The sequence below is a fragment of the Arthrobacter wenxiniae genome, assembly GCF_013376105.1.
GTDB classification, from domain to species: Bacteria; Actinomycetota; Actinomycetes; order Actinomycetales; family Micrococcaceae; genus Specibacter; species Specibacter wenxiniae.
This window is the reverse complement of sequence record NZ_JAAMFM010000010.1, coordinates 75823-97960: the sequence shown is the minus strand read 5'-3', so window position 1 is coordinate 97960 and position 22138 is coordinate 75823. Positions and strand designations below refer to the sequence as shown.

General features: G+C 69.4%; 22 protein-coding genes. 15 read left to right on the top strand and 7 right to left on the bottom strand.

Annotated features, from left to right (window positions below; genetic code table 11):
• Positions 1–12: 12 nt before the first annotated feature.
• A complete protein-coding gene (locus G6034_RS09000) occupies positions 13–1119 on the bottom strand; it encodes a GTP pyrophosphokinase (protein WP_176634765.1) in 1107 nt (368 codons plus the stop codon).
• Between the two features lie 122 nt (positions 1120–1241).
• Here G6034_RS09000 and G6034_RS08995 point away from each other — a divergent pair, with 122 nt between their 5' ends.
• The 5 genes from G6034_RS08995 to G6034_RS08975 all read left to right on the top strand — a co-directional run bounded on the left by G6034_RS08995 (position 1242) and on the right by G6034_RS08975 (position 5676).
• Positions 1242–2192, top strand: a complete 951-nt coding sequence (locus tag G6034_RS08995) for a carbohydrate kinase family protein (RefSeq protein ID WP_176634764.1) — start codon at positions 1242–1244, stop codon at positions 2190–2192.
• The gene (locus G6034_RS08990) at positions 2185–2706 is read left to right on the top strand and encodes a YbhB/YbcL family Raf kinase inhibitor-like protein (RefSeq protein WP_176634763.1); all 522 of its coding nucleotides are present in this window, start codon (positions 2185–2187) and stop codon (positions 2704–2706) included. Before G6034_RS08995 ends, G6034_RS08990 begins: the two co-directional genes overlap by 8 nt.
• 181 nt (positions 2707–2887) lie before the next feature.
• On the top strand, positions 2888–3697 hold the full coding sequence (locus G6034_RS08985) for an HAD family hydrolase (RefSeq protein ID WP_176634762.1): 810 nt from the start codon (positions 2888–2890) through the stop codon (positions 3695–3697).
• A 9-nt stretch (positions 3698–3706) separates the two neighbouring features.
• Positions 3707–4531, top strand: coding sequence for a glycerophosphodiester phosphodiesterase family protein (locus G6034_RS08980; RefSeq protein ID WP_343037999.1), 825 nt, complete (start codon positions 3707–3709; stop codon positions 4529–4531).
• A 29-nt stretch (positions 4532–4560) separates the two neighbouring features.
• Complete coding sequence (locus G6034_RS08975) at positions 4561–5676, top strand: glycerate kinase (RefSeq protein WP_176634761.1); 1116 nt, start codon at positions 4561–4563, stop codon at positions 5674–5676.
• Positions 5677–5743: 67 nt separating this feature from the next.
• Here the strand turns inward: G6034_RS08975 and G6034_RS08970 are convergent, their stop codons facing one another.
• Positions 5744–7048: a uracil-xanthine permease family protein gene (locus G6034_RS08970; RefSeq protein WP_176634760.1), complete on the bottom strand. Its 1305-nt coding sequence runs from the start codon at positions 7046–7048 to the stop codon at positions 5744–5746.
• A 135-nt stretch (positions 7049–7183) separates the two neighbouring features.
• The gene (locus tag G6034_RS08965) at positions 7184–7495 is read right to left on the bottom strand and encodes an ArsR/SmtB family transcription factor (RefSeq protein WP_176634759.1); all 312 of its coding nucleotides are present in this window, start codon (positions 7493–7495) and stop codon (positions 7184–7186) included.
• A 53-nt stretch (positions 7496–7548) separates the two neighbouring features.
• On the opposite strand from G6034_RS08965, the gene G6034_RS08960 reads away from it, so the two are divergent.
• On the top strand, positions 7549–8484 hold the full coding sequence (locus G6034_RS08960) for a cation diffusion facilitator family transporter (protein ID WP_176634758.1): 936 nt from the start codon (positions 7549–7551) through the stop codon (positions 8482–8484).
• Between the two features lie 66 nt (positions 8485–8550).
• Here G6034_RS08960 and pgm read toward each other — a convergent pair whose 3' ends face one another.
• Positions 8551–10194 carry a phosphoglucomutase (alpha-D-glucose-1,6-bisphosphate-dependent) gene (gene pgm, locus G6034_RS08955; protein ID WP_176634757.1) on the bottom strand — a complete coding sequence of 548 codons (1644 nt, stop codon included), beginning with the start codon at positions 10192–10194 and terminating at the stop codon, positions 8551–8553.
• 202 nt (positions 10195–10396) lie between these two features.
• Between pgm and G6034_RS08950 the strand changes: the two genes are divergently transcribed.
• Positions 10397–10801 carry a DUF4190 domain-containing protein gene (locus G6034_RS08950; RefSeq protein WP_176634756.1) on the top strand — a complete coding sequence of 135 codons (405 nt, stop codon included), beginning with the start codon at positions 10397–10399 and terminating at the stop codon, positions 10799–10801.
• Positions 10802–10908: 107 nt separating this feature from the next.
• Here the strand turns inward: G6034_RS08950 and G6034_RS08945 are convergent, their stop codons facing one another.
• Positions 10909–12387, bottom strand: a complete 1479-nt coding sequence (locus tag G6034_RS08945) for a peptide MFS transporter (protein WP_176634755.1) — start codon at positions 12385–12387, stop codon at positions 10909–10911.
• A gap of 101 nt (positions 12388–12488) precedes the next feature.
• On the opposite strand from G6034_RS08945, the gene G6034_RS08940 reads away from it, so the two are divergent.
• From G6034_RS08940 to G6034_RS08930, 3 genes are all read left to right on the top strand, one after another.
• Positions 12489–12815, top strand: a complete 327-nt coding sequence (locus G6034_RS08940) for a rhodanese-like domain-containing protein (RefSeq protein ID WP_176634754.1) — start codon at positions 12489–12491, stop codon at positions 12813–12815.
• 44 nt (positions 12816–12859) lie between these two features.
• Positions 12860–13801 carry a prephenate dehydratase gene (pheA, locus tag G6034_RS08935; RefSeq protein WP_176634753.1) on the top strand — a complete coding sequence of 314 codons (942 nt, stop codon included), beginning with the start codon at positions 12860–12862 and terminating at the stop codon, positions 13799–13801.
• A gap of 135 nt (positions 13802–13936) precedes the next feature.
• Entirely contained in the window at positions 13937–14152 is a 216-nt protein-coding gene (locus G6034_RS08930) for a hypothetical protein (RefSeq protein ID WP_176634752.1), read from the top strand.
• A gap of 26 nt (positions 14153–14178) precedes the next feature.
• On the opposite strand, the gene G6034_RS08925 is transcribed toward G6034_RS08930, so the two are convergent.
• The gene (locus G6034_RS08925) at positions 14179–15246 is read right to left on the bottom strand and encodes a diacylglycerol/lipid kinase family protein (RefSeq protein WP_176634751.1); all 1068 of its coding nucleotides are present in this window, start codon (positions 15244–15246) and stop codon (positions 14179–14181) included.
• A 51-nt stretch (positions 15247–15297) separates the two neighbouring features.
• Between G6034_RS08925 and serS the strand changes: the two genes are divergently transcribed.
• Both serS and G6034_RS08915 read left to right on the top strand, forming a co-directional pair.
• Positions 15298–16575: a serine--tRNA ligase gene (serS, locus tag G6034_RS08920; protein WP_176634750.1), complete on the top strand. Its 1278-nt coding sequence runs from the start codon at positions 15298–15300 to the stop codon at positions 16573–16575.
• 107 nt (positions 16576–16682) lie between these two features.
• On the top strand, positions 16683–17549 hold the full coding sequence (locus tag G6034_RS08915; RefSeq protein WP_176634749.1) for an HAD family hydrolase: 867 nt from the start codon (positions 16683–16685) through the stop codon (positions 17547–17549).
• A 99-nt stretch (positions 17550–17648) separates the two neighbouring features.
• Here G6034_RS08915 and G6034_RS08910 read toward each other — a convergent pair whose 3' ends face one another.
• On the bottom strand, positions 17649–18137 hold the full coding sequence (locus G6034_RS08910) for an inorganic diphosphatase (RefSeq protein WP_176634748.1): 489 nt from the start codon (positions 18135–18137) through the stop codon (positions 17649–17651).
• Between the two features lie 225 nt (positions 18138–18362).
• Between G6034_RS08910 and dacB the strand changes: the two genes are divergently transcribed.
• The 3 genes from dacB to tilS all read left to right on the top strand — a co-directional run bounded on the left by dacB (position 18363) and on the right by tilS (position 22104).
• Positions 18363–19772 carry a D-alanyl-D-alanine carboxypeptidase/D-alanyl-D-alanine endopeptidase gene (dacB, locus tag G6034_RS08905; protein WP_176634747.1) on the top strand — a complete coding sequence of 470 codons (1410 nt, stop codon included), beginning with the start codon at positions 18363–18365 and terminating at the stop codon, positions 19770–19772.
• A 43-nt stretch (positions 19773–19815) separates the two neighbouring features.
• Complete coding sequence (locus G6034_RS08900) at positions 19816–21018, top strand: zinc-dependent metalloprotease (RefSeq protein WP_176634746.1); 1203 nt, start codon at positions 19816–19818, stop codon at positions 21016–21018.
• Positions 21019–21081: 63 nt separating this feature from the next.
• Positions 21082–22104, top strand: coding sequence for a tRNA lysidine(34) synthetase TilS (gene tilS / locus G6034_RS08895; protein ID WP_176634794.1), 1023 nt, complete (start codon positions 21082–21084; stop codon positions 22102–22104).
• The last annotated feature ends 34 nt before the right edge of the window (positions 22105–22138 follow it).

The following is a 22138-nucleotide window of genomic DNA, read 5'->3' as shown; positions in this document are numbered from 1 at the left end:
CAATCGGGGCGTCTAGAACCCCATCATCTTGCGGTACCTCTGCATTTGCTGGTGGCGCCGCTGCAGGCTGTCGCGCCGGGGCGTCTGCTCGGCTTCAGGCTCCTCGGCCGTCAGTTCGATGTGGCGCTGCCCAAACTGCCACAGCAGGAGGTCGTCGAGGAGCCGGTCCGGACCGGGGGAGTAGCGGTGGTCCAGGGCCTTGCGGACGTTGGAAATGATTTCCGACTGCAGCAGGGCGGCCAGGTCAATGGTCTTGGTGAGCCCGTGCGCGGCGACCAGCTCGGCGGCCCAGCCCCAGTCGTCGTCGGCCTTGCGGTCAACGTGCGGGAGCAGGGTTTGCCAGACGGCCTTGATCCGGTTCGGCGTCAGCGACTCCCCGCCCTCGCCGTCGGCGTCCCAGAAGCTGGTGACCGTCTCGTAGCGTTCGTGCAGCTCGGAAAACGCCGATTCCACGGTCTCCAGCATGGCTGCCGTAGCGGTGAACTGCCGGTCAAAGTACGGGCTCCAGGCACGCGGGTCCTGGGCCTTGAAGCGGATGTCGTGCTCAATCTCGCTCCAGGCGTGGGCAAATACGGTGCGGATCTGGCACTCGAAAAAGTAGCTGCCGTTGGGCTTGCTGTCCGGATCCAGCGCTTCCTGGTAGGCCCGCACCACGTCGTTTTGGATGCTGCGCAGGATCAGGTGCCGGCTGGAATAACCGTAGGTGCCCGACTCGATCGAGCCGATGTCCTTCTCACGGTCGCCGCGGCAGTCAAAGATGTTCCGGCGCCGCTTGATCAGGTTCGCCACGTTCGCGTTTTCCCCCGGCAGCGTGGTGATGACGCGCACGCCCACCATGTCAGTGAGGTTGCGCAGGGGCTCCGGGAACAGCAGCGCCGGTGCGGCGTCCGGTACGGGCGCCACCATCCGTGAAGCCTTTTCCCGGAACGACTCCACCGTCTTCGTGCGGCTGGTGACAAACAGGGGAGCGTCGTCGGCATCTTCCGTGACCTTGCGCACCAGCGCCTCCATCTCGGCCGTTACGTCCAACAGCCGCGGGCGGGCGCGCTCAAAGGCGGCAACGGACGCGTTCACGGACGGGCGCAGTGCTGAGTCGAGGCGTTCCCAATGGCTGCTCATGCCCTTGAGCCTATGCGCCGCGGACCGGGGAGGTCGAGCGGGCCGCACGGCGATCCGCCGTGCCGGGAACTTTTTCGGCAAGCCCCAAGGCGCGCGTGCGGCCATGCCCGTAGGCTGGTCTCATGCTGACGGTAATCGGTGAAGCCCTGATCGACGAAGTGGTGCGCCCAGGACAGGCACCGGTTCCGCACGTGGGCGGCAGCCCCCTGAACGTGGCCGTGGGGCTGGCCCGCCTGGGCCACCCCGTGCAGTTCCTGGGCCGCTTCGGCCAGGACCCGTACGGCAGCATGGTCGCGGCCCACCTGAAGGACAACGGCGTCCTGGTTCCCGTGGCCCCGGACGCACTCCCCACCTCCGTTGCCCGCGCCGTCCTCGGCGCGGACGGCGCCGCCGACTACGAGTTCGCCCTGGACTGGGAACTGCCCGCAGCGGACGGCCGGGGCGCGCCGGACTTCATGCTGGCGGCCACCACGCTGCTCCACACGGGCTCCATTGCCACCATGCTCGCGCCGGGCGCCGGACAGGTTTTCAGCGCCGTGCTTGCCGCGCACCCGTCGGCCACCATCACCTACGACCCCAACGCCCGGCCCAGCATCATCAAGGACGCCGGCTACGCGCGGGGGCAGGCCGAGAAGTTCGTCCGCCTCGCCGACGTCGTGAAGGCCTCCGACGAGGACCTCGAGTGGCTCTACCCCGGCGTCGACCCCAAGACAACGGCCCGGCGGTGGCTGGCCATGGGCGGGACGGAGGGGCCCGCCGTCGTGGTTGTGACGCAGGGGGGCGCGGGCCCCTGGGCCGTGTGCGCCGCGGGCGAGGCCGCCTGCCCCGTCCCGCCCACCACGGTGGTGGACACGGTGGGCGCCGGGGACTCCTTCATGGCAGCGCTCCTGGCGGCCCTCGTGGACCTCGAGCTGGACGGCGCCCAGCGCCGCGACACCCTGCGCGCCATCACCCGCGAACAGCTCGGGGAACTCCTCCGCTACGCCGCCCGCGCCGCGGCCATCACGGTGTCCCGCGCCGGCGCGAACCCGCCCACCCGAAAAGAACTGCAGGAAGGCCATCCCCATGTATGACTACGACCCCTACGCATTCCTTGCCCCCGTCCCGGGCTTCACGCTGGCCAGCACCTCCTTTGCCGACGGGGACACCCTGCCGGTGAAGCTGGTCAACCCCGGCGGCCATCCGGACGGAAGGGACCTGTCCCCGCAGCTCTCCTGGTCCGGGTTCCCCGAGGGCACGCGCAGTTTCGCCGTCACCATGTACGATCCCGACGCCCCCACGGCCAGCGGCTTCTGGCACTGGGCCGTGGCCAACATCCCGGCCTCCGTGACCTCGCTGGCCGAAGGGGCCTCCGGCCACCTCCCCGCCGGTGCCCTCACCCTGAAGAACGACGGCGGGTTCCCCGGCTACATGGGCGCCGCACCGCCCGCCGGGCACGGCCCGCACCGCTACATGGTGGTGGTCCACGCCGTCGACGTGCCCGCCCTGGACGTGGACGCCGGCGCCACCCCGGCCGTGCTGGGCTTCAACCTGGCCTTCCACACGCTTGCCCGGGCCCGGATCACCGGAGTTTTCGAGGTCCCGTGAGCGCCTCAAGCGGCTTCACCTGGCCCCGTCGTCACGAAACGGCCTGCGGGAATGCCCCGCCCTCGGGTTCAATCACGGACCTTGGCCGGTCGTCCGGACGCCGGCGCTGGGCAGTGTCGTGCGCCGCTGCCGCCGCGCCGGCGGCGCATAACAGCTCCGCGAAAGTTGGATAGCCTTGGGTATGCGCCTAATTGCCAGTGACATTGACGGGACCATCCTCGGCCATGACGGACGGATCAGCGCCCGCACCGTGGCCGCCTTCCGGGATGCCGCCGACGCCGGGATCGACATCGTTTTTGTGACCGGCCGCCCGCCGCGCTGGCTGGACCCCATCCGGGACCAGATCGGCCACACCGGCACCGTGATCTGTTCCAACGGCGCCGTCACCTACAGCCTGGAGAGCGAGTCGGTCACAGCCTCGCACCTGATGGGCTGGGAGACCGTGGAGGAGGTCCGCGGCATCATCGCCGGGCTCGCCCGGGAACCCTATTTCGCCCTGGAAAGCCTGGACGGTTTCCACGTGGAACCGGGCTTCCTCCCCAGGGACCGCCCGCCCAGCCTCCAGGCCGTCATCCCGGAGGCCCTGACCCCGGCCATGGCGGACGGCGGCATCATCAAGATGCTCTCGGTCCTCCATTCCGGCTCGGCTGATGAATTCCTGGACCTGGTCCGCCCCCGAGTGGCCAAGCTGATTGCCGTGACCCACTCCGCACCCGAGATGGCCCTGCTGGAAATGGGACCGCTGGGCGTCAACAAAGCCGTCACGCTCGCCGAATACGCCGCGTCCAAGGACATAGACGCCGCGGACGTGGTGGCGTTTGGCGACATGCCCAACGACATTGAGATGCTTGGCTGGGCCGGCGCCGGCTACGCCATGGCCAGCGGCCACCCGGGCGCGCTCGCTGCGACCGCACTGCAGGCCCCGCGTTTCGAGGACGACGGCGTGGCCAGGGTCATCGAGGCGCGCCTGGCCGCCCTGCACCGGACGTAGGGGGCGGACGTGACAACCAGCAGGCCCTACCTGGACTCGCCCGTCCCGCTGGCCATCGCCCACCGCGGCTATTCCCCCGAGGGCCTGGAAAACACGATTCCCGCGTTCCGCGCCGCGCTGGGGCTCGGCTACCAGTACCTGGAAACCGACATCAACACCACCAGCGACGGCGTCACCCTGGTCTTCCACGACCCCACCCTGGAGCGCGTCACCGACGGGCGCGGGACCATCGCGGAACTGCCGTACGCCGTGGTCCGGCAGGCCCGCGTTGGCGGGCTGGAGCCCATCAGCACGCTCCGCGAACTCTTTGAGGCGCTGCCGGGCGCCAACTTCAACATTGACGTCAAGGACTCCCGGTCCGCGTCCAACCTCGCCGCGCTCATTGAGGAATTCGCCCTGCATGACCGCGTCTGCGTCGCGTCGTTCTCGGGCAGGCGGCGGCGCGACGTGCTGCGGCGGCTCGGCCGGCCGGTGGCCTCTTCCCCGGGCAAGAAGTTGCTGGCGGCCTACTTTGCGCTGCAGGGGTGGATGCCCGCACCCGTGCTGCGGGCCCTGGTGCGCAATGTGGACGTGCTGCAGGTCCCGCCCCGCTACAAGGCGAGGGAATTGGTGACGCGGCGGTCCGTGGCGAAGGCGCACCGGCTCGGGCTGAAGGTGCATGTTTGGACCATCAACGACCCCGCGCAGATGCACCGGCTCTTCGACCTGGGCGTGGACGGCATCATGACGGACCGGGGGGACGTCCTGGCAGGCGTCATGCGGGAGCGCGGCTACTGGCCCGCCGCGGGGAATCCGGCCCCGCCGCCGGCCGGGGCACCCGCCCCGACTGCGTAACATGCCCACGGGGCTGGCAGGATGGACCCATGCGAATCCTGATTGCACCTGACAAGTTCAAGGGCACCCTGACCGGCGTCGAAGCGGCCGCCGCCATGAGCGAAGGCGCTCTCCGTGTCTACCCCGAGGCCGTGGTGACGACGCTTCCCGTGGCGGACGGGGGCGAAGGCACCCTCGAAGCCGCCGTCGCGGCCGGGTTCGCCGAGCACATCAACCCCGTGGTGGGGCCCATCGTCAAGCCCGTCGGCGCTGCCTGGGCCATCCACCCGGACACCCACGTGGCCGTCATCGAAACCGCCCAGGCCAGCGGCTACCTGCTCTCGGAACCCACCGTGGAGAACGCCCTGCGCGCCCACTCGTACGGTTCCGGGCAGCTCATCGCAGCCGCCCTGGAGGCCGGCGCCACCGAAATCATCATCGGGCTGGGCGGCTCCGCCATGACCGACGCCGGGTCCGGCGCCCTGCGCGCGCTGGGCCTGAAGCTGCTGGACGCCCACGGCAACCTGGTTCCCCTGGGCGGGGGGTCGCTGCTGGACGTGGCCGCCGTCGACGCCTCCGGCCTGGACCCGCGCCTGGCCGCGGCCAGGATCCGCATGGCCGTGGACGTCGACAACCCCCTCTACGGCTACACCGGCGCCGCCCACGTCTTCGGCCCCCAAAAGGGTGCCGACGAGGATGCCGTGGAGAAGCTCGACGCCGGCCTGCGCCATCTTGCGTCGCTGGTCCGCGAAAGCACCGGCGTGGACATCGACATTCCCGGAGCGGGGGCGGCGGGCGGCTTCCCGTCGCTGTTTGTGGCCTACGCCAACGCGTCGATCGAACGCGGCTTTGACCTGGTCGCGGAGCTGGTGGGCCTCGACGCGGCCCTCGGGGACGCGGACCTGGTCATCACCGGCGAAGGCTCCATGGATGCGCAGTCGCTGTCGGGGAAGGCGCCCATCGGCGTGGCCGACGCCGCCCACGCGCGGGGGATCCCCGTCGTCGTGGTGGCCGGGCGGATCGAGGTGACGCCGCAGGAGCTGGCCGCGCACGGCGTGGTGGCGGCCGTCAGCGCCACCGACGTGGCGGGCTCGCCCGAGGCCGCGCTGGCCGACGCCGCGCGGCACACCGCCCGGGCAACGTCGGAAGCGCTCAACGGCATCTGAGAATCCCGTTGAGGTTGGAGATAACCACCAACCGTGGTCGGAGATTATCTCCAACCTCAACGAACGGTCAGTGCGCGGCGGGTTCCTTCTCGGGCTCCAGCGGGTCCGCCGCCGTGCCGCGCCACTTCGCCAGGGCATGCATGCCGTGGTAGACCACCAGGGCCGCGGCCGTGCCCAGCGCGATGCCGGCGAACTGCAGGGTGCCCGCGGCCCATGTGTAGTCCGCCACGCCCACTATGAGCGCCACGGCGGCCGTGGTCAGGTTGATCGTGTTGGAGAAATCCACCTTGTTCTGCACCCAGATGCGCACGCCCAGCACGCCGATCATGCCGTACAGGAGGGTCGCGGCGCCGCCCAGCACGCCTGCGGGCACGGTGGCGATCAGGGCGCCGAACTTCGGGAAGAAGCTCAGCAACAGGGCCGTGCAGGCCGCCACGTAGTAGGCGGCGGTGGAGTACACCTTCGTGGCCGCCATGACGCCGATGTTTTCCGCGTAGGTGGTGGTGCCCGAACCGCCGCCCAGGCCGGCGAGGGTGGTGGCGATGCCGTCGGCCACGATGGCGCGCCCTGCGTAGGGGTCAAGGTCCTCGCCGGTCATGAGCGCCACGGACTTCACGTGCCCGATGTTCTCCGCCACGAGCACCAGCACCACCGGCACGAACAGCCCGACCACGCCGACGTGGAAAGTGGGCGTCTGGAAGAACGGCAGCCCGATCCAACCGGCGTCGTGGATCCTGGAAAAGTCCACCTCGCCGCGCAGCACGGCCACGACGTAGCCGGCCACGACGCCCACCAGGATGGACAGCCGGCCCAGGATGCCGCGGAACAGCACGCTGACCAGGATGATGACCAGCAGCGTGACGAGCGCTGTGAGGGGGGCCTTGAGGAAGTTTTCCTTGGCGGAAGGGGCCAGGTTCAGCCCGATCAGCGCCACGATGGTGCCTGTCACGGGTGCGGGCATGAGCCGGTTGATCCACGCGGCGCCAAACCTTTGCACCAGCGTCCCGATGATTGCCAGCACGACGCCGGCCATCACCACCCCGCCCAGCGCGCCTCCCACGCCGAACTCCTTTTGCGACGCCATGATGGGGGCGATGAACGCAAAGCTGGAGCCCAGGTAGCTGGGGACGCGGCCGCGGGTGAGCAGCAGGAAGAGCAGCGTGCCGATGCCGGAAAAGAACAGCGTGGTGGCCGGCGGCATCCCGGTGAGGATGGGCACCAGGAACGTGGCGCCGAACATCGCCACCACGTGCTGGAGGCCGATCCCGATGGTGAGCGGCCACGCCAGCCGCTCCTGCGGCCCCACCACCTGGCCGGGCTTGATGGCTTTTCCGTCGCCGTGGATGGTCCATTTGGTGCCCAGCAGGCCCATGGCAGTGCCTTCCCAATGCGTGTGTGCAGCGTGTGATGTGGGCGCGGATGAGGTACGCGGCCACGAACAAGAATAACTGCCCGGGCGGCCGCGGCTGAACCGCACCCTGACTGGGCCGGAGGATTGGCGCCGGGATCAGGGGTGGGGCAGGTGTCCCTCGCTGGCCTCAAGCACGACGCCGAGGAGGTCGTTGAGTGCGTGGGCGAGCGCCGGGTGCGCGAGTTCGTAGCGGGACCGGCGGCCCTCCTGGACGGCCACGGCCAGGCCGCAGTCCCGCAGGCAGGAGAGGTGGTTGGAGATGCTTTGGCGCGAGACCTCCAGCTTGTCCGCCAGTGCCGCCGGGTAGGTGGGCGCATGGGCCAGCTCCATCAGGATCCGCGCCCTGGTGGGATCGGAAATGGCGTAGCCGAACCTGGCCAGGACCGCGGCGCTGCTAATGGGCTTCATTCTCAATATGGTACACCTTTGGATGGATTCATTAGTCGATGTACTATTGGGGCATGTCAGGACACGACCATTCGCACGGACACGGCCACGGGGGCGCCCCGGGGGAGACCCACCAGGGCCGGATCACCGCTGCCCTGTGCGTGACCCTGGCCGTCTTTGTCTTCCAGGTCATCGGCTCGCTTCTGACCGGCTCGCTGGCCCTGCTCTTCGACTCCGCCCACGTGCTCACCGACGCCGGCGGACTGGCCATGGCCCTGCTGGCAGCGCGCCTGATGGCCCGGCCGTCCACGAACCGGCGCACCTGGGGCTTTGCCCGCGCGGAGGTGCTGGCGGCAACAGCGCAGGCCGCCGTGCTCCTAGCCGTCGGCCTGGTGGTGCTGGTGGAAGGCATCCAGCGGCTGTTCCACCCGGCAGAGATCGCCTCGCGGGAGATGCTGGTGTTCGGCGCCATCGGCCTGGCCGGCAATGTGGCCTCGCTCTTCGTGCTGATGGGCGGGCGCAGCAGGAACTTCAACATGCGCGCCGCCTTCCTCGAGGTGGCCAACGACGCCCTCGGGTCCCTGGCGGTCATCGTTGCCGCGATCGTCATCTCCGCCACCGGCTGGATGCAGGCCGACGCCGTTGTCGCCATGCTCATCGGCGTGCTGATCCTGCCGCGCACCGTGAAGCTGCTGCTGGAAACCATCGGCGTCCTGCTCGAGTCGACCCCGGCCGGGCTGGACCTGGACAAGGTGCGCGAACATATCCTGGGCCTGGATCACGTCCGCGAGGTCCACGACCTGCATGCCAGCCAGATTGCCACGGGCCTGCCGGTGCTGTCGGCGCACGTGGTGGTGGACCAGGAATGCTTCCACGACGGCCACGCGGCCATGATGCTCGACGCCCTCCAGCACTGCGTCGCCGGCCATTTTGACGTCAGCATTGAGCACTCCACGTTCCAGCTGGAGTCCGTGGGGCACGCCGAACACGAGCCCGGCGCCCACCACTGACGCGGTTCCGTCGGGATGGCCGGACCGGATCTGTTCCGTCGCCGGCGGAATCCTTCGGCGGCAGGGTTACGAGATGACGCCGTCCACGAGGGCCTTGGCCTCGGCCTGGACCTGGGCCAGGTGCTCGGGGCCCTTGAAGGACTCGGCGTAGATCTTATAGACGTCCTCGGTGCCGGAGGGGCGGGCGGCGAACCAGGCGTTCTCCGTGGTCACCTTCAGCCCGCCGATGGCCGCGCCATTGCCGGGAGCCTCGGTCAGTTTGGCCGTGATGTCCTCGCCGCCCAAGGTGGTGGCGGTGACGTCGGCGGCGGACAGTTGGCCCAACGCGGCCTTTTGCTCCCGGGTGGCGGCCGCGTCGATGCGCGCGTACGACGGCGCCCCGAAGCGGGCAGTCAGCTCGCCGTAGTGCGCCGAGGGCGACTTGCCGGTGACAGCCGTGATTTCCGAGGCGAGCAGCGCCAGCAGGATGCCGTCCTTGTCGGTGGTCCAGACCGAGCCGTCCTTCTTGACGAAGGAGGCGCCCGCGGATTCCTCGCCGCCAAACACGCCCTCGCCGGAAAGCAGGCCGGGCACAAACCACTTGAAGCCGACGGGCACCTCCACGAGCTGGCGGCCGAGGTCGGCGGCCACCCGGTCGATGATGGAGGAGGAAACCAGGGTCTTGCCGACCCCTGCGGTGGCTGGCCACAGAGGGCGGTGCGTGTAGAGGTACTGGATGGCCACGGCCAGGTAGTGGTTCGGGTTCATGAGCCCCGCGTCCGGGGTGACGATGCCGTGCCGGTCGGCGTCGGCGTCGTTCCCGGTGGCCACGTCATACGGGGCGCCCGACTGAAGCTTGTTGATGAGCGACGCCATGACGAAGGGGGAGGAGCAGTCCATGCGGATCTTCTCGTCCCAGTCGAGCGTCATGAACGCCCACTGCGGGTCCACGGTGGGGTTGACCACCGTCAGGTCAAGGTGGTGGCGCTCGCCGATCTCGCCCCAGTAGTCCACGGACGCCCCGCCCATGGGGTCGGCGCCGATGCGCACCCCCGCGCTGCGGATCGCGTCGAGGTCGAGGACGGAGGGAAGGTCGTCAACATAGCCGGAGAGGAAGTCGAACTTGCCGGTGGTGGCGGCGCCGAGGGCGTCGGCCAGCGGCACGCGCCGGACGCCCCGCAGGCCGTCCTCCAGGAGCTGGTTCGCCCGGTTGGCGATCCAGCCTGTCGCGTCCGAGTCGGCCGGCCCGCCGTGCGGGGGGTTGTACTTGAACCCGCCGTCGCCGGGCGGGTTGTGGGAAGGCGTCACCACGATGCCGTCGCCGATCGCGTCGGTGCGGCCGGAGTTGTAGCTGAGGATGGCGTGGGACACGGCCGGCGTGGGCGTGAAGCCGTGGCGGGCGTCGATGAGGACCTGCACGCCGTTGCCGGCCAGGACCTCCAGGGCCGTGTTCTGCGCCGGTTCGCTGAGTGCGTGCGTGTCCTTGCCGATGAACAGCGGGCCCGTGATGCCCTGCCCGGCGCGGTATTCGACGATGGCCTGCGTGATGGCGGCTATGTGGCCCTCATTGAAGGAAGCCTTCAGCGAGGAACCGCGGTGCCCGGAGGTGCCGAAGGCCACGCGCTGCCCGGGATCGCCCAGGTCCGGGGAAATGTCATAGTAGGCGTCCAACAACGCCGTGAGGTCAACGAGGTCCTGGGGAAGGGCAACTGTGCCCGCGCGGCTAGCCATGGTCCCAGCATGACAGAGGGAACCACCTGCGCGCATCCGTTTGTCACAGTATGGACGCCGAAGGGGCACCTTCCCGCCCCTGCAGTGCGGCCGCGGTACGGCCCCACGGCGGCCGCGGACGGTGCTGGACTACGATGAAGGGCAGGAATGAATGAGTCAGGCCGCCCCTTCCCCGGAGGCCACCAGAGCGCAGGAGCCAGCCGTGTCGAACCAGCCGCATGCCGGGACGCCCCCGGACCCGGCCCCGCCGGGTTACCCGGGGCAGCCCGCGCCGCAGCCACAGTACGGGGCGCCCACCAACTACCTGGGCGGCCCCGGCTACGTCGACTCCACGAGCGGACCCCGCGGCCTGAGCCTCTCCAGCATGATCATCGGCCTGACATCGCTTTTCATCGCCGGCTGGTTCATCGTTCCCCAGATTGTGGGGATCGTCCTGGGGCACATCGGCCTGTCCAGGGAAAGCCCGCAGGGCCGGCCCTTCTCCATCACGGGCCTGGTCACCAACTACCTGGCGCTGCTGATCTACGTCGGCATTTATGCGTTCTTCATCTACCTTGCGGCGTCCCTGACCACCTACTCCACCGGCACCGGCGACACCTGGTCGTAGCTGTTCTCGAAGGCCCAACCCCCGCAGGCGTCGGTCCCCCAACGCACGGCGGCACCCACCCGACGCAAACGCGAACGGCGGGTGCCGCCGTCGTACGTCGGGGGCGCCTACAGGACCCCGGCCATGAGCCTCTTGACAGGCTTTTGCGCCAGGAGGAGCAGCACGCCAAAGCCGATCGCCACCAGGCCGATGGCCAGGAAGTACGGCGACTCGTTGGAGGGGTCGTACCACTGGGCGAGGACGCCGGACATGGCCGTGCCGAGCGAGACGGACAGGAAGAAGAGCGCCACCATCTGCGTCTGGAACGCCGCCGGGGCCAGCTTCGTGGCCAGCGACAGGCCCACGGGGGAGAGCAGGAGCTCCGCGACCGTGAAGAGCAGCAGGATGAACACCATCGCCAGCATCGGCACCGCCGCCATGCCGGCGAACGGGATGAAGGCCAGGTAGGCCGCGCCCATCACCATGAGTGAGACGGCGAACTTCACGGGCGTGCCGGGCTGCCGGGCGCCCCACCTGGTCCAGAGCGCGGCGAACACGCCGGCAAAGATGATGATGAACACCGGATTGATCGAGGTGACCCAGCTCGGCGGCATCTCCCAGCCCAACACTGTCCGGTCCAGCCGCTTGTCCGCGTACAGCGCCACCACCGTGAACTGCTGCTGGAACAGCGACCAGAACACCGCGCTGGCCAGGAAAAGCGGCATGAAGGAATACACGCGGCTGCGTTCGGTGCCGGTCAGGGTCTTGTTTGCCAGGATCACGGCGAAGTACGCCACGGCGGCCAGGACCACCACGGCCACGATCACCCACTTGAGGTTCTCAGCCGTGATCAGCTTCAGCGCCACGGCCGCAACGATGAGCGCGACGGCGGCGCCCGCCAGGGCGCCGACCTTGCGGTAGTCCCCCGTCGGCAGCGGGTTGGGAACCTTGTGCGCCGAGGCCGGCAGGTTCTTGCGGGTCACCCCGTACTGCAGCAGTCCCAGCCCCATGCCCACGGCCGCCGCGGCAAAGCCGAGGTGGAAGCCCCAGGAGACCTGCAGCCAGCCCGTGACCAGCGGGCCCAGCAGCCCGCCAATGTTGATGCCCATGTAGAAAATGGAGAAGCCGGCGTCGCGGCGGCCGTCGTCCCTGGCGTAGAGGGTTCCCACCAGCGACGTGGCGTTCGCCTTCAAGCCGCCGGAGCCCACGCCGATCAGGATCAGCCCCGTGGCCAGGCCCGCTGCCCCTGGAAGCAAGGCGAGCGACAGGTGCCCGGCCATGATCATCAGGGCGCTGGCGAAGAGAACCTTTTCGGAGCCGAGGAGGCGGTCGGCCACCCAGGCGCCGAGGATCGTGGAGAGGTAGACGCCCCCGCCGTAGGCGCCCACGATGCCCAGCGCCGTGCCCTCGTCAATGCCCAGCCCGCCCTTGGTGACGGAGTAGTACATGTAGTAGGCGAGGATGCCCTGCATGCCATAGAAGGAGAACCGTTCCCACAGCTCCACGCTGAAGAGGTTGAGCAGCATCCTGGGCTGCCCGAAGAATGATTTGTCGCGTTGGTCCAGTGCGGGCTCGGCCTCGCGGGCCGGGATTTGAGAAAAGCTCATTTGGCCAATTTTTGCATTTATGACATCGGACGTCACATTGGCGCTTGCTCCCGGGCATTAAGCTTAAGGGCATCGCACACCTATTTCCAGGAGCAAAGACCATGTCAGACATCATGAACGTCACGGTGGAGCAGCTGCCCGGGGACGCCGTGATTTTGGATGTCCGCGAAGACTACGAGTGGGAGGCCGGGCACATTGACGGCGCCCTGCACATCCCGCTGGACCAGCTGCCGGCACGCCTGGAAAGCCTTGACCCCGACGTGGACGTGAACGTCATCTGCCGCACGGGCGGCCGCTCCTTCCGCGCCACCACCTGGCTGACCGAAAACGGGTACACCGCCTTCAACGTGGTGGGCGGCATGGGCGCCTGGTTTGAGGCCGGCCGCCCCATGACCAGCGAAAACGGCGCAACGCCGCGCGTCCTCTGACACCCACCCGAAGCTGACAGGCACCCCATGAACACAGGCACCCCATGAACACGGCGACCGGCACCTCCGCCCTGCCCTATACCTTCCTGGGCCCGGAAGGCACCTTTACCGAATCCGCCCTCCTGATGGTGCCCGGCGCCGCATCCGCGGAGCGGGTCCCGTCCACCAATGCCGCCGATGCACTGGCCAGGGTGCGGGCCGGGAGGGCCCGCGCGGCCATGCTGCCCATTGAAAACTCCATCGAGGGCGGCGTGCCGGCCACCCTGGACGCCATCTCCAACGGCGTGGAGCTGCGGATCCTGCATGAGGTGGTGGTGCCCGTCAGCTTTGTCCTGGTGGCGCCGGCCGACGTCTCCCTGCAGGACGTCACGCACGTGGGAACCCACCCGCACGCCTGGGCGCAGACCCGGAACTGGTTCCAGGACCACCTGCCCGACGCCGTCCACGTCCCGGCCAACTCGACGGCGGCCGCCGCCCATCAGCTCCTTGGCGCAGGGGCCGCCTTCCAGGCGGCCGTCTGCGCGCCCCTCGTGGCGGAGCAGACCGGCCTGTCCGTCCTGGCGGCCGGGATTGAGGACAACATTGGCGCCGTGACCCGCTTTGTCCTGGTCGGGCCGCCGGGGGAGCTGCCCGAACCAACGGGTGCGGACAAGACCACCCTGGCCATTCCCCTGCCCGAGGACCGGCCCGGCGCGCTCATGGAAATCCTGGAGCAGTTTGCCAGCCGCGGCGTGAACCTGAACCGCATCGAGTCCCGGCCCACCGGCCAGTTCCTGGGACACTACATCTTCAGCGTCGACGTGGACGGCCACATCCGCGACGCCCGCGTGGCCGACGCCCTGCGCGGGCTGCACCGGGTCAGCCCGGAGATGCGCTTTTTGGGCTCGTACCCGCGGGCGGACCAGCAGCCGCCGCTCATCCGGGAGCACAATGCCGACGCAGCCTTTGACGAGGCGGCCGCCTGGGTCGGCACGCTGCTGGGCTGATCCGGCCGGTCCGGCTGGGGCCCGGCTGCCGCGCCCTTTCGGCAAACCCGGTGCGCGTCTATGATTTGGGTATCCGCACGGCGGCAGGTGGTGCGGCGCCAGCGTTCTCAGGCAGCACGGAAGGGGCGACCAGCAATGGATTCGAACAGAACCAAGGACAGCAGCCAGGAAGGCACCATCGTCAACCCGGGCAAGGATGAAGGCCGCGATACGTCGGTGGGGGACGAGGGCGACAACGCCAACGAGCTGCGCTTTGACGAGGAACAACGCCTGATCCGGGAGCAGTCGTTGCGCCAGGAAAAGGACGACCGGCTGATCGGGGGGCCGCCGCTGCGTCCGGAAAGCGACTAGCGGGCGCCGGCCGGGCGGTGCCCGTCCTACGCCGGAGTGTCCGGCGCAGCCACGCGCACCAGCACGGCCTTGTGCTCAACGCTGACCCTGACCACCGTCGCGGTCCCCGAGGGGTCCCCGTCCACCTGCGTCTCCACCGGCAGGACGGTGCGGATGACCAGCTTTTTTGAGCGGTAGAAATCAATGACCGGCAGGCGGTTCCTGTGCTGCAACACGATCTTGCCGATCATCGCCAGCCACCCGATGGCACTGCGCGGGCTGATGACCACCACGTCCAGCACGCCGTCGTCAATGAGCGCCGTCGGCACGAAGTCGATGCCGCCGGGCAGCAGCCCGCAGTTGGCGAACAGCACCGAACGGACCTTGCGCTGCTGGGCCGGCTGGTCGTCCAGGGCAATGCTGACCTTTTTCCGCCGCCCGGCCATGTGCCGCAGCCCCGCCTCGCTGTACGCGAGCCAGCCCACCGATTCCTTGAGCTTTGAGTTGGTGTCGTTCATGACCTCGGCGTCCATGCCCAGCCCGGCTATCACCATGAAGGACTGCCGGGACACGGATCCGGCAACCTCGTCCTCGATCTCCATGAGGCCGGCGTCGATGTGCCGCTGGTGCCCGAACAAGGCAATCTGCACGTTCGCGGCAATGTCGTTGACGTCGAGGTCCAGGTTGCGGGCGAGCAGGTTTCCGGTTCCCAGCGGGATCACCGCAAGGGGAACCTCCGTGTGCCGCAGCTCCTGGCCCACGGCGCGCACGGTGCCGTCCCCGCCGCCCACAATGACGACGTCGGACTTGGCCGCCAGCGCCCGGCGCGCCATGGCGTGGCCAGGATCCGCGGCAGTGGTTTCCAGGAACAGGGGCTCCGGCCAGCCGGCCAGGGTGGTGGAGCGCAGGAGCAGGGTCTTGGCGGCGGCCGCCCCGTTCTTGGTCGGGTTGTAGATGAACGCAACCTTCTGCGCGGCGGCATGGATCTTGTGGGGGGACTCGGCAGCGGCGCTCCGGGTGTGGTTTTGCGCAAGCTTGCGGACCCCCAGCCAGCTGAAACCCGCGGCGAGCAGGACGGCGGCCACGATGACGGTGATGAGGACTTCAGTTGGCATGATTCTCTAACCTTAGCCGTTCGAGTTGTATTGATTGGATAGGCTTAGGCCGTGATCGATGTTAGAGACCTCTGCGAAAATCCCGCCAAATACCGCGCCAGCCAAAGTGCCCGCGGAGCCGAGCCGTCCGTGGTGGATTCCATCGTCGCCGCCGACGCGGCCCGCAAGTCCGCAATCAGCTCCTATGAAGCGCTCCGGGCCGAGCAAAACCTGTACGGCAAAAAAGTTGCCCAGGCCAAGGGCGGGGAGAAGCAGGCACTGCTGGCCGAGGTCAAGGACCTGGCTGCCCGGGTCAAGGCCGCCTCCGCCGCTTCCGATGCCGCCGCCGCCGAGGCGGACGCCCTGGTGCGGGCCCTGCCCAACCTCATTTCCGACGGCGTCCCGGAGGGCGGCGAGGACGACTTCATCACGGTCAAGACGGTGGGCACGCCGCGTGAATTCACCGATTTTCAGCCCCGGGACCACCTGGAAATCGGCGAACTGATCGGCGCGATCGACATGGAGCGCGGCGCCAAGGTCTCCGGATCGCGCTTTTACTTCCTGAAGGGTGTTGGCGCACGCCTGGAAATGGCGCTGCTGCAGATGGCCATGGACCAGGCCATCGCCGCCGGCTTCGTGCCGATGATCACGCCCACCCTGGTGCTGCCCGAAACCATGGCCGGCACGGGCTTCGACGTGGCCCACGACGCCGAGATCTACCGCCTGGCCGAGGACGACCTCTACCTGGTGGGCACCTCCGAGGTGGCCCTGGCCGGCTACCACGGCAATGAGATCATCGACGTCAGCGAGCCCGTCCGCTACGCCGGCTGGTCCTCCTGCTACCGCCGCGAGGCCGGCTCGCATGGCAAGGACACGCGCGGGATCATCCGCGTCCACCAGTTCAACAAGGTGGAAATGTTCGTCTACACCACGGTGGAAAGGGCGGCGGAGGAACACCAGCGCCTGCTCGCCTGGGAAGAGGAAATGCTCGCCAAGGTGGAGCTGCCCTACCGCGTCATCGACACGGCCGCCGGCGACCTCGGCATGTCCGCCGCCCGCAAGTTCGACTGCGAGGCCTGGGTGCCCACGCAGAACAACTACCGCGAGCTGACATCCACCTCCAACTGCACCACCTTCCAGGCCCGCCGCCTGAACATCCGCGAGCGTGTGGTGAACGACGACGGCACCAGGGGCGGAACCCGGGCGGTGGCGACGCTGAACGGGACCTTGGCGACGACGCGCTGGATTGTTGCCATCCTGGAGCACCACCAGAATGCGGACGGCTCCGTCACGGTTCCGGCGGCGCTGCGCCCGTACCTGGGCGGCATGGAGGTCTTTCCTGTCCTGTAGGCCGGGGCGCGAAGGCCGGGAATGACCGCTCAATGTTCGCCCGGCGTTCACCGCCAATCCGGGCCCGTTCCTAGGTGCCTGACAGGACCGTCTGGTTCACTGGAAGCATGACCATGACAGCAAATACAGCCGCACCTGGCATCGATGACCAGGAAATCGCAGTCTCGGCACCTGCAGCAAACCCCAACCGCCACCTGATTGCCCTTGACGTCGACGGGACCCTGGTGGACCACGACGGCAACATGACCGGCACCGTCCGGGACGCGGCCGCGGCCGTGGTGGACGCCGGCCACGAAATCGTGATCGCCACGGGCCGCTCGCTCGGCGCCATGCTTCCCGTGGTGGAGCAGATCGGCATGGTCCGCGGCTACGGGGTGTGCTCCAACGGCGGCGTGACCGTCCGGCTGGACCCCGCACTCGACCGCGGCTACGAGGTGGTGGAACGGGTCACCTTCAATCCCCGCGCCGCCCTGACCACGCTCCGCGACATCATTCCAGGTGCCCGGTTCGCCCTGGAGGATGCCGACGGCAACTTCCTCTCCACCTCCCGCTTCCAGGACGCCAGCTTCGGGATCCAGGCCCGCGGCGTGGACTTCCACCACCTGCTGGACGCCCGCGCGGTGCGCGTGGTGGTCAACAGCGCGGAGGCCAGCACGGAGGAATTTTCCGCCGCCATCGCCGCGGCCGGGCTGCACGGCGTCGCCTACGCCGTCGGCTGGAGCGCCTGGCTGGACATTGCCGCCGCCGGAGTCACCAAGGCCACCGCCCTGGAAAAGCTGCGCGCCGGCATGGGGATCGACACGGCCCGGACCGTGGCCGTGGGCGACGGTTCCAACGACATCGAGATGCTCCGCTGGGCCGGCCTCGGCGTGGCCATGGGACAGGCCGACGCCGCCGTCCGGGCCGCCGCCAACGAGGTCACGGCCTCGGTGTACGACGACGGCGCCGCCGCCGTCCTGCGCCGCCTGCTGTAGCGCGCCCGCCCGGCGGTCGGGCAGCGGGCCCTGCGGGCGCATCGAGACCCGGGGTTGGATTTCGACAGGCTCAGTCGCCGGGTGCCGCCGTCGAGCTTCCTAGTGGCCGGTGGCCTCGTACCGCTTGATGGAGGCTTCCAGCTCCGCCTCCGCAGCGGCGCGGTCGGCCCAGCCCTCGGCCTTGACCCACTTGCCGGGCTCCAGGTCCTTATAGCGGGTGAAGAAGTGCTCGATCTCCCTGACCAGGAACTCGTCCACGTCGGAGATTTCCTGGATGTGGTCGTAGCGCTTGTCGTCCACCACGCACAGGACCTTGGCGTCGCCGCCGGACTCGTCCGTCATGTTGAACACGGCGATGGGGCGGGCATCCACCACCACGCCGGGGTGGAGGTCGTAATCCTGGAGCAGGACCAGGGCATCCAGGGGGTCGCCGTCCTCGCCCAGGGTGTTGTCAAAGAAGCCGTAGTGCGTGGGGTACTGCATGGACGTGAACAGGACACGGTCCAGGCGGACGCGCCCGGTCTCGTGGTCAACCTCGTACTTGACGCGCGAGCCGCGCGGGATCTCGATGGTGACGTCATGCTTCATGGGGTGCTCCTCATCGGGTGGGCGGTGCGGCCGGACGCGGCCGAAGCGCGTAAAATTTCCTCTAGTATGAGGATATAGGCGCTTTTTGCCCTGCCGAAATTTTGCCCGGTCGAAATGATGCCGGTCGAAACCCTGCCTCCTCCCACCCGCGTCATCCAGTGCGGGGAAGACCTGCCTGCGCGCCGTGAATGCCGGGCCACTCAGCCATGAAGGAACCGCCAGCATATGGGACGCACGTCACAAGTTCTGACTGGCGGCCTGCTCCTGGTGGCGCTTGCCGCCGTGACGGTTCCCGCCGGCATGCACCTGGCCCCCGCCCTGCTCCGGGCCAACACCGCGCCGGCGGCCGTCCCGGCCGCCCAGCTGGCACCCACTTCGCTGGCCACCCTCTCGGGGATTGCCCCGCTGTCCCCCTCGGCACCCCTGCCCGCACCCGCCACGCTTGGCGCCGCCCTCGATTCCGCCCTGGCGCTCGGCTCCGCCGGCCAGTTCAGTGCCTACGTCACGGACGTTGCGAGCGGCAAGGTGCTGTACTCCAACGACGGCGACAGCCCCCGCACGCCCGCCTCCAACCTCAAGCTGCTCACCGCCACGGCCGCCCTGACGGTGCTGGGGGCCGGGACGCGCCTGGAAACGTCGGTGGTCGCCGGGGACGCGCCGAACATCTTGGTGCTCAAGGCCGGAGGTGACGCCATGCTGTCCGAAGGCACCAGCGATCCCGCGGCCGTCATGGGCCACGCCGGGCTGGCAACCCTTGCCACCAAGACCGCGGCGGCACTGGCCGCCGGCGGCGTCAAGGGACCCGTCGCGCTGCGCATCGACGACCACCTGTTCACCGGGCCCGCCCTGAATCCGCACTGGGACGAAGGGGACGTCAACGCCGGGGAGATCGCGCCGATCTACCCCATGGCCCTGTATGCCGGGCGCACCTCCCCCGGCACTGCCGACGCCGCCGGCCCGCGTCCGCAGGATTCCGCCCTGGCCGTGGCCATCTCCTTTGCCGCCGCGCTGAAGGCCGCCGGCGTCGAGGTTGACGGCGCCATCACCAGGACCGCCGCGCCGGTGGCGCCAACGCACGTGTTCGCCACGGTCGGCTCCGCCACGGTTGCCCAGCAGGTCCAGTACCTCCTGGCGGAATCTGACAACTACCTTGCCGAGGTCATGGGCCGGCTGGTGGCGGTGAAGGAGGGCAGGGCGGCGAGCAACACCGGGTCAGTGGCAGCCGTGCGCGCCGTCCTGGCAGGCCTGGGCCTGCCGCTGGACGGCGCCGTCACCGTGGACAACTGCGGGCTTTCCGGGGCCGACCTCATCAGCGCCCACCAGCTCGTCCAGGTGGTCTCCCACCTCCTGCGCCACGCGGGCTCGGACGCGGGCCAGGTGCTGGAGGGGCTGCCCATTGCCGGGCTGACGGGCACCCTGGCCGGCCGCTTTGGCGACCCCGACACGGTGGACGCCGCGGGCCTGGTGCGCGCCAAGACGGGGACGCTTAACAGGGTGTCCACCCTGTCCGGCTACGTGGTGGACGCCCATGGCCGGCTGCTGGCATTCTCCATCATGGGCAACAAGCTCGCCGGCGGCCCGGCCTCCGCGATGCCCGCCATCGACGCGGCCGCGGCGGCGCTCGCCGGCAGCTGACCGCAAGTCCCCGACTGGCGGGAAGTGTGATCTCATGGTGGACATGAGCCCGCACAGCAGCGCACAGCCAAGCCCTCCCGCCCCGGACACCCCGAATTCGCCGCCCGCCCCCACCGCCCCGGCAAGCCTGGTCAACTGGGAACTGGCCGCCAGGACGGCGGCGAACCTGGCCCCGGCCGGCCCCTCGCTCAACGGCGCCGAAATTGGCCGCACCGTGGAAAACCTGCGCTTCATGGCGGAAAAGTCGGTCCCGCACGTCCACGAGATCAGCCGGCTGGAAGCCGCCCGCGACCTGCGTGACTCCGAGGTCCTGGTCGTGGACCGGGCCTCCTGGGCCAAGGCCAACACGCAGAGCTTTGCCGTCATGATGGACCCCATCATGTCGGCGCTCGCCGCCAAGCAGGCAGCCGCCGGCAAGAACGCCGTCGCCGCGGGCGCCACCGTTACCGGCGCGCAGCTGGGCGCGGTCCTGGCCTTCCTCTCCAGCAAGGTCCTGGGCCAGTACGACCCCTTCGCCGCCCTGGCCGTGCCCCAGGAACCCGCCGTGCCCCAGGAGGCGTCCGAGGGCGCGGCGCGGCCGGCTGCCAGCGGCGGGCGCCTCCTGCTGGTGGCGCCGAACATCCTCACCGTGGAGCGCGAGCTCAAGGTGGACCCGGACGACTTCCGGCTCTGGGTCTGCCTGCACGAGCAAACCCACCGCGTCCAGTTCGCCGCGGCCCCATGGCTGCGCCACCACATGCTCGCCGAAATTGAAAAGCTGGGCGGGCTGCTGGTGGGCGACACCGACAAGCTCGGCGAACGGCTCCTGCAGGCCGTCAGGTCGCTGGGCGGCAGGAAGGGGGACGCGCCGGGCACACCCAGCCGCGGCGCCGTCCTGGACCTGCTCCAAAGCCCGGAGCAAAAGGCCGCGCTGTCCCATGTCACGGCGGTCATGAGCCTGCTGGAGGGGCACGCCAACGTGGTCATGGACGGCGTGGACCAGTCGATTGTCCCGACGGTGCGCACCATCCGCCAGCGCTTCAACAGCCGCGGCCGGGACCGCGGCGTCATTGAAAAGTTCATCCGCAACCTCATGGGCCTCGACGCCAAGATGCGCCAGTATAGCGACGGCGCCAGGTTTGTGCGCCAGGTGGTGGCCATCGCCGGCATGGACGGTTTCAACAAGGTCTGGACGCAGGCGGAGAACCTGCCCACGGAGCCGGAAATCCACGAGGCCCGCCTCTGGGTTGAGCGGATGGGCTTGTAGGTGGCGGGCGGCAACACCCGCCCGCGGCGGCGCCTGGACCCCACCGTGGGCAAGGCCCGCACCATGGTCGGCGGCCTGCTGGGCTTGTCCACCACCGGCAAGCACCGCCCCGTGGAGAACCCGCCGCTGGTGCTGGTGGGCTGCAGCGGCGGCCCCGACTCGCTGGCCCTGGCCGCGGTGGCCGCCTTCTTCGCCACCCGGGGGGAGGTCCGGGTGGGCGCCGTGGTGGTGGACCACCAGATGCTGCCGGGAAGCGCGGGCGTTGCCGCCCGGACGGCGGAGCAACTGCGCGGCTTGGGGCTCGACCCAGTCCAGGTGCGCACCGTGGACGTGGAGCACGACGGCGGCGGCCCCGAGGCTGCAGCCCGCGCCGCCCGCTTCGCCGCGCTCGACGCTGCGGCCCGGGAGCTGGGCGCGGAAACGGTGCTGCTGGGCCACACCATGGACGACCAGGCCGAATCGGTGCTGCTGGGCCTGGCCCGCGGCTCCGGCACCCGCTCGCTGGCCGGCATGCGCGAACGCCGCGGCCTGTATGCCCGGCCGTTCCTGAAGCTGCGCCGCGCCGAAACGCTGGCCGTCTGCCAGGCCCTTGAACTTCAGCCCTGGCACGATCCGGCCAACTCCGACGAGGCATACCTGCGCGTGCGGGTGCGGCACAACGTGCTGCCGTTCCTGGCCGCCGAGCTGGGCCCGGGCGTCACCGAGTCGCTGGCCCGCACGGCAGGCATCCTCGGCCACGACGCCGACTTCCTGGACGGGCTTGCCGGGCAGGAATTCGCGCGCATTGCGCAGCTCGGGCCGGACGCCGGGGACGGGCCGGCGGAGGTCACCCTGCCCGAGGACGAGCTCAGGGGACTGCCCCCGGCCCTGAGGACGCGGGTGTTGGCGAGGGCCGTCGTCGTGCTGGGGGGCTGCCAGCCCAGCCAGGAGCGTCTCGGTGCCGCGGAGACACTGCTGGAGCGCAGGGGCTCCGCGGGGCCGGTCCAGCTGGCCGGGAAGGTCAGCGCCTGGCGCACCTCCCGCAGCGTTGCCGTTCCCCACGAGGGCCGCGGCTATGGGAAGCTAGTCTTTAGACGCACGGCATGAGCGTTGCCGCAGCACGTACCAGTCACACAGCCCT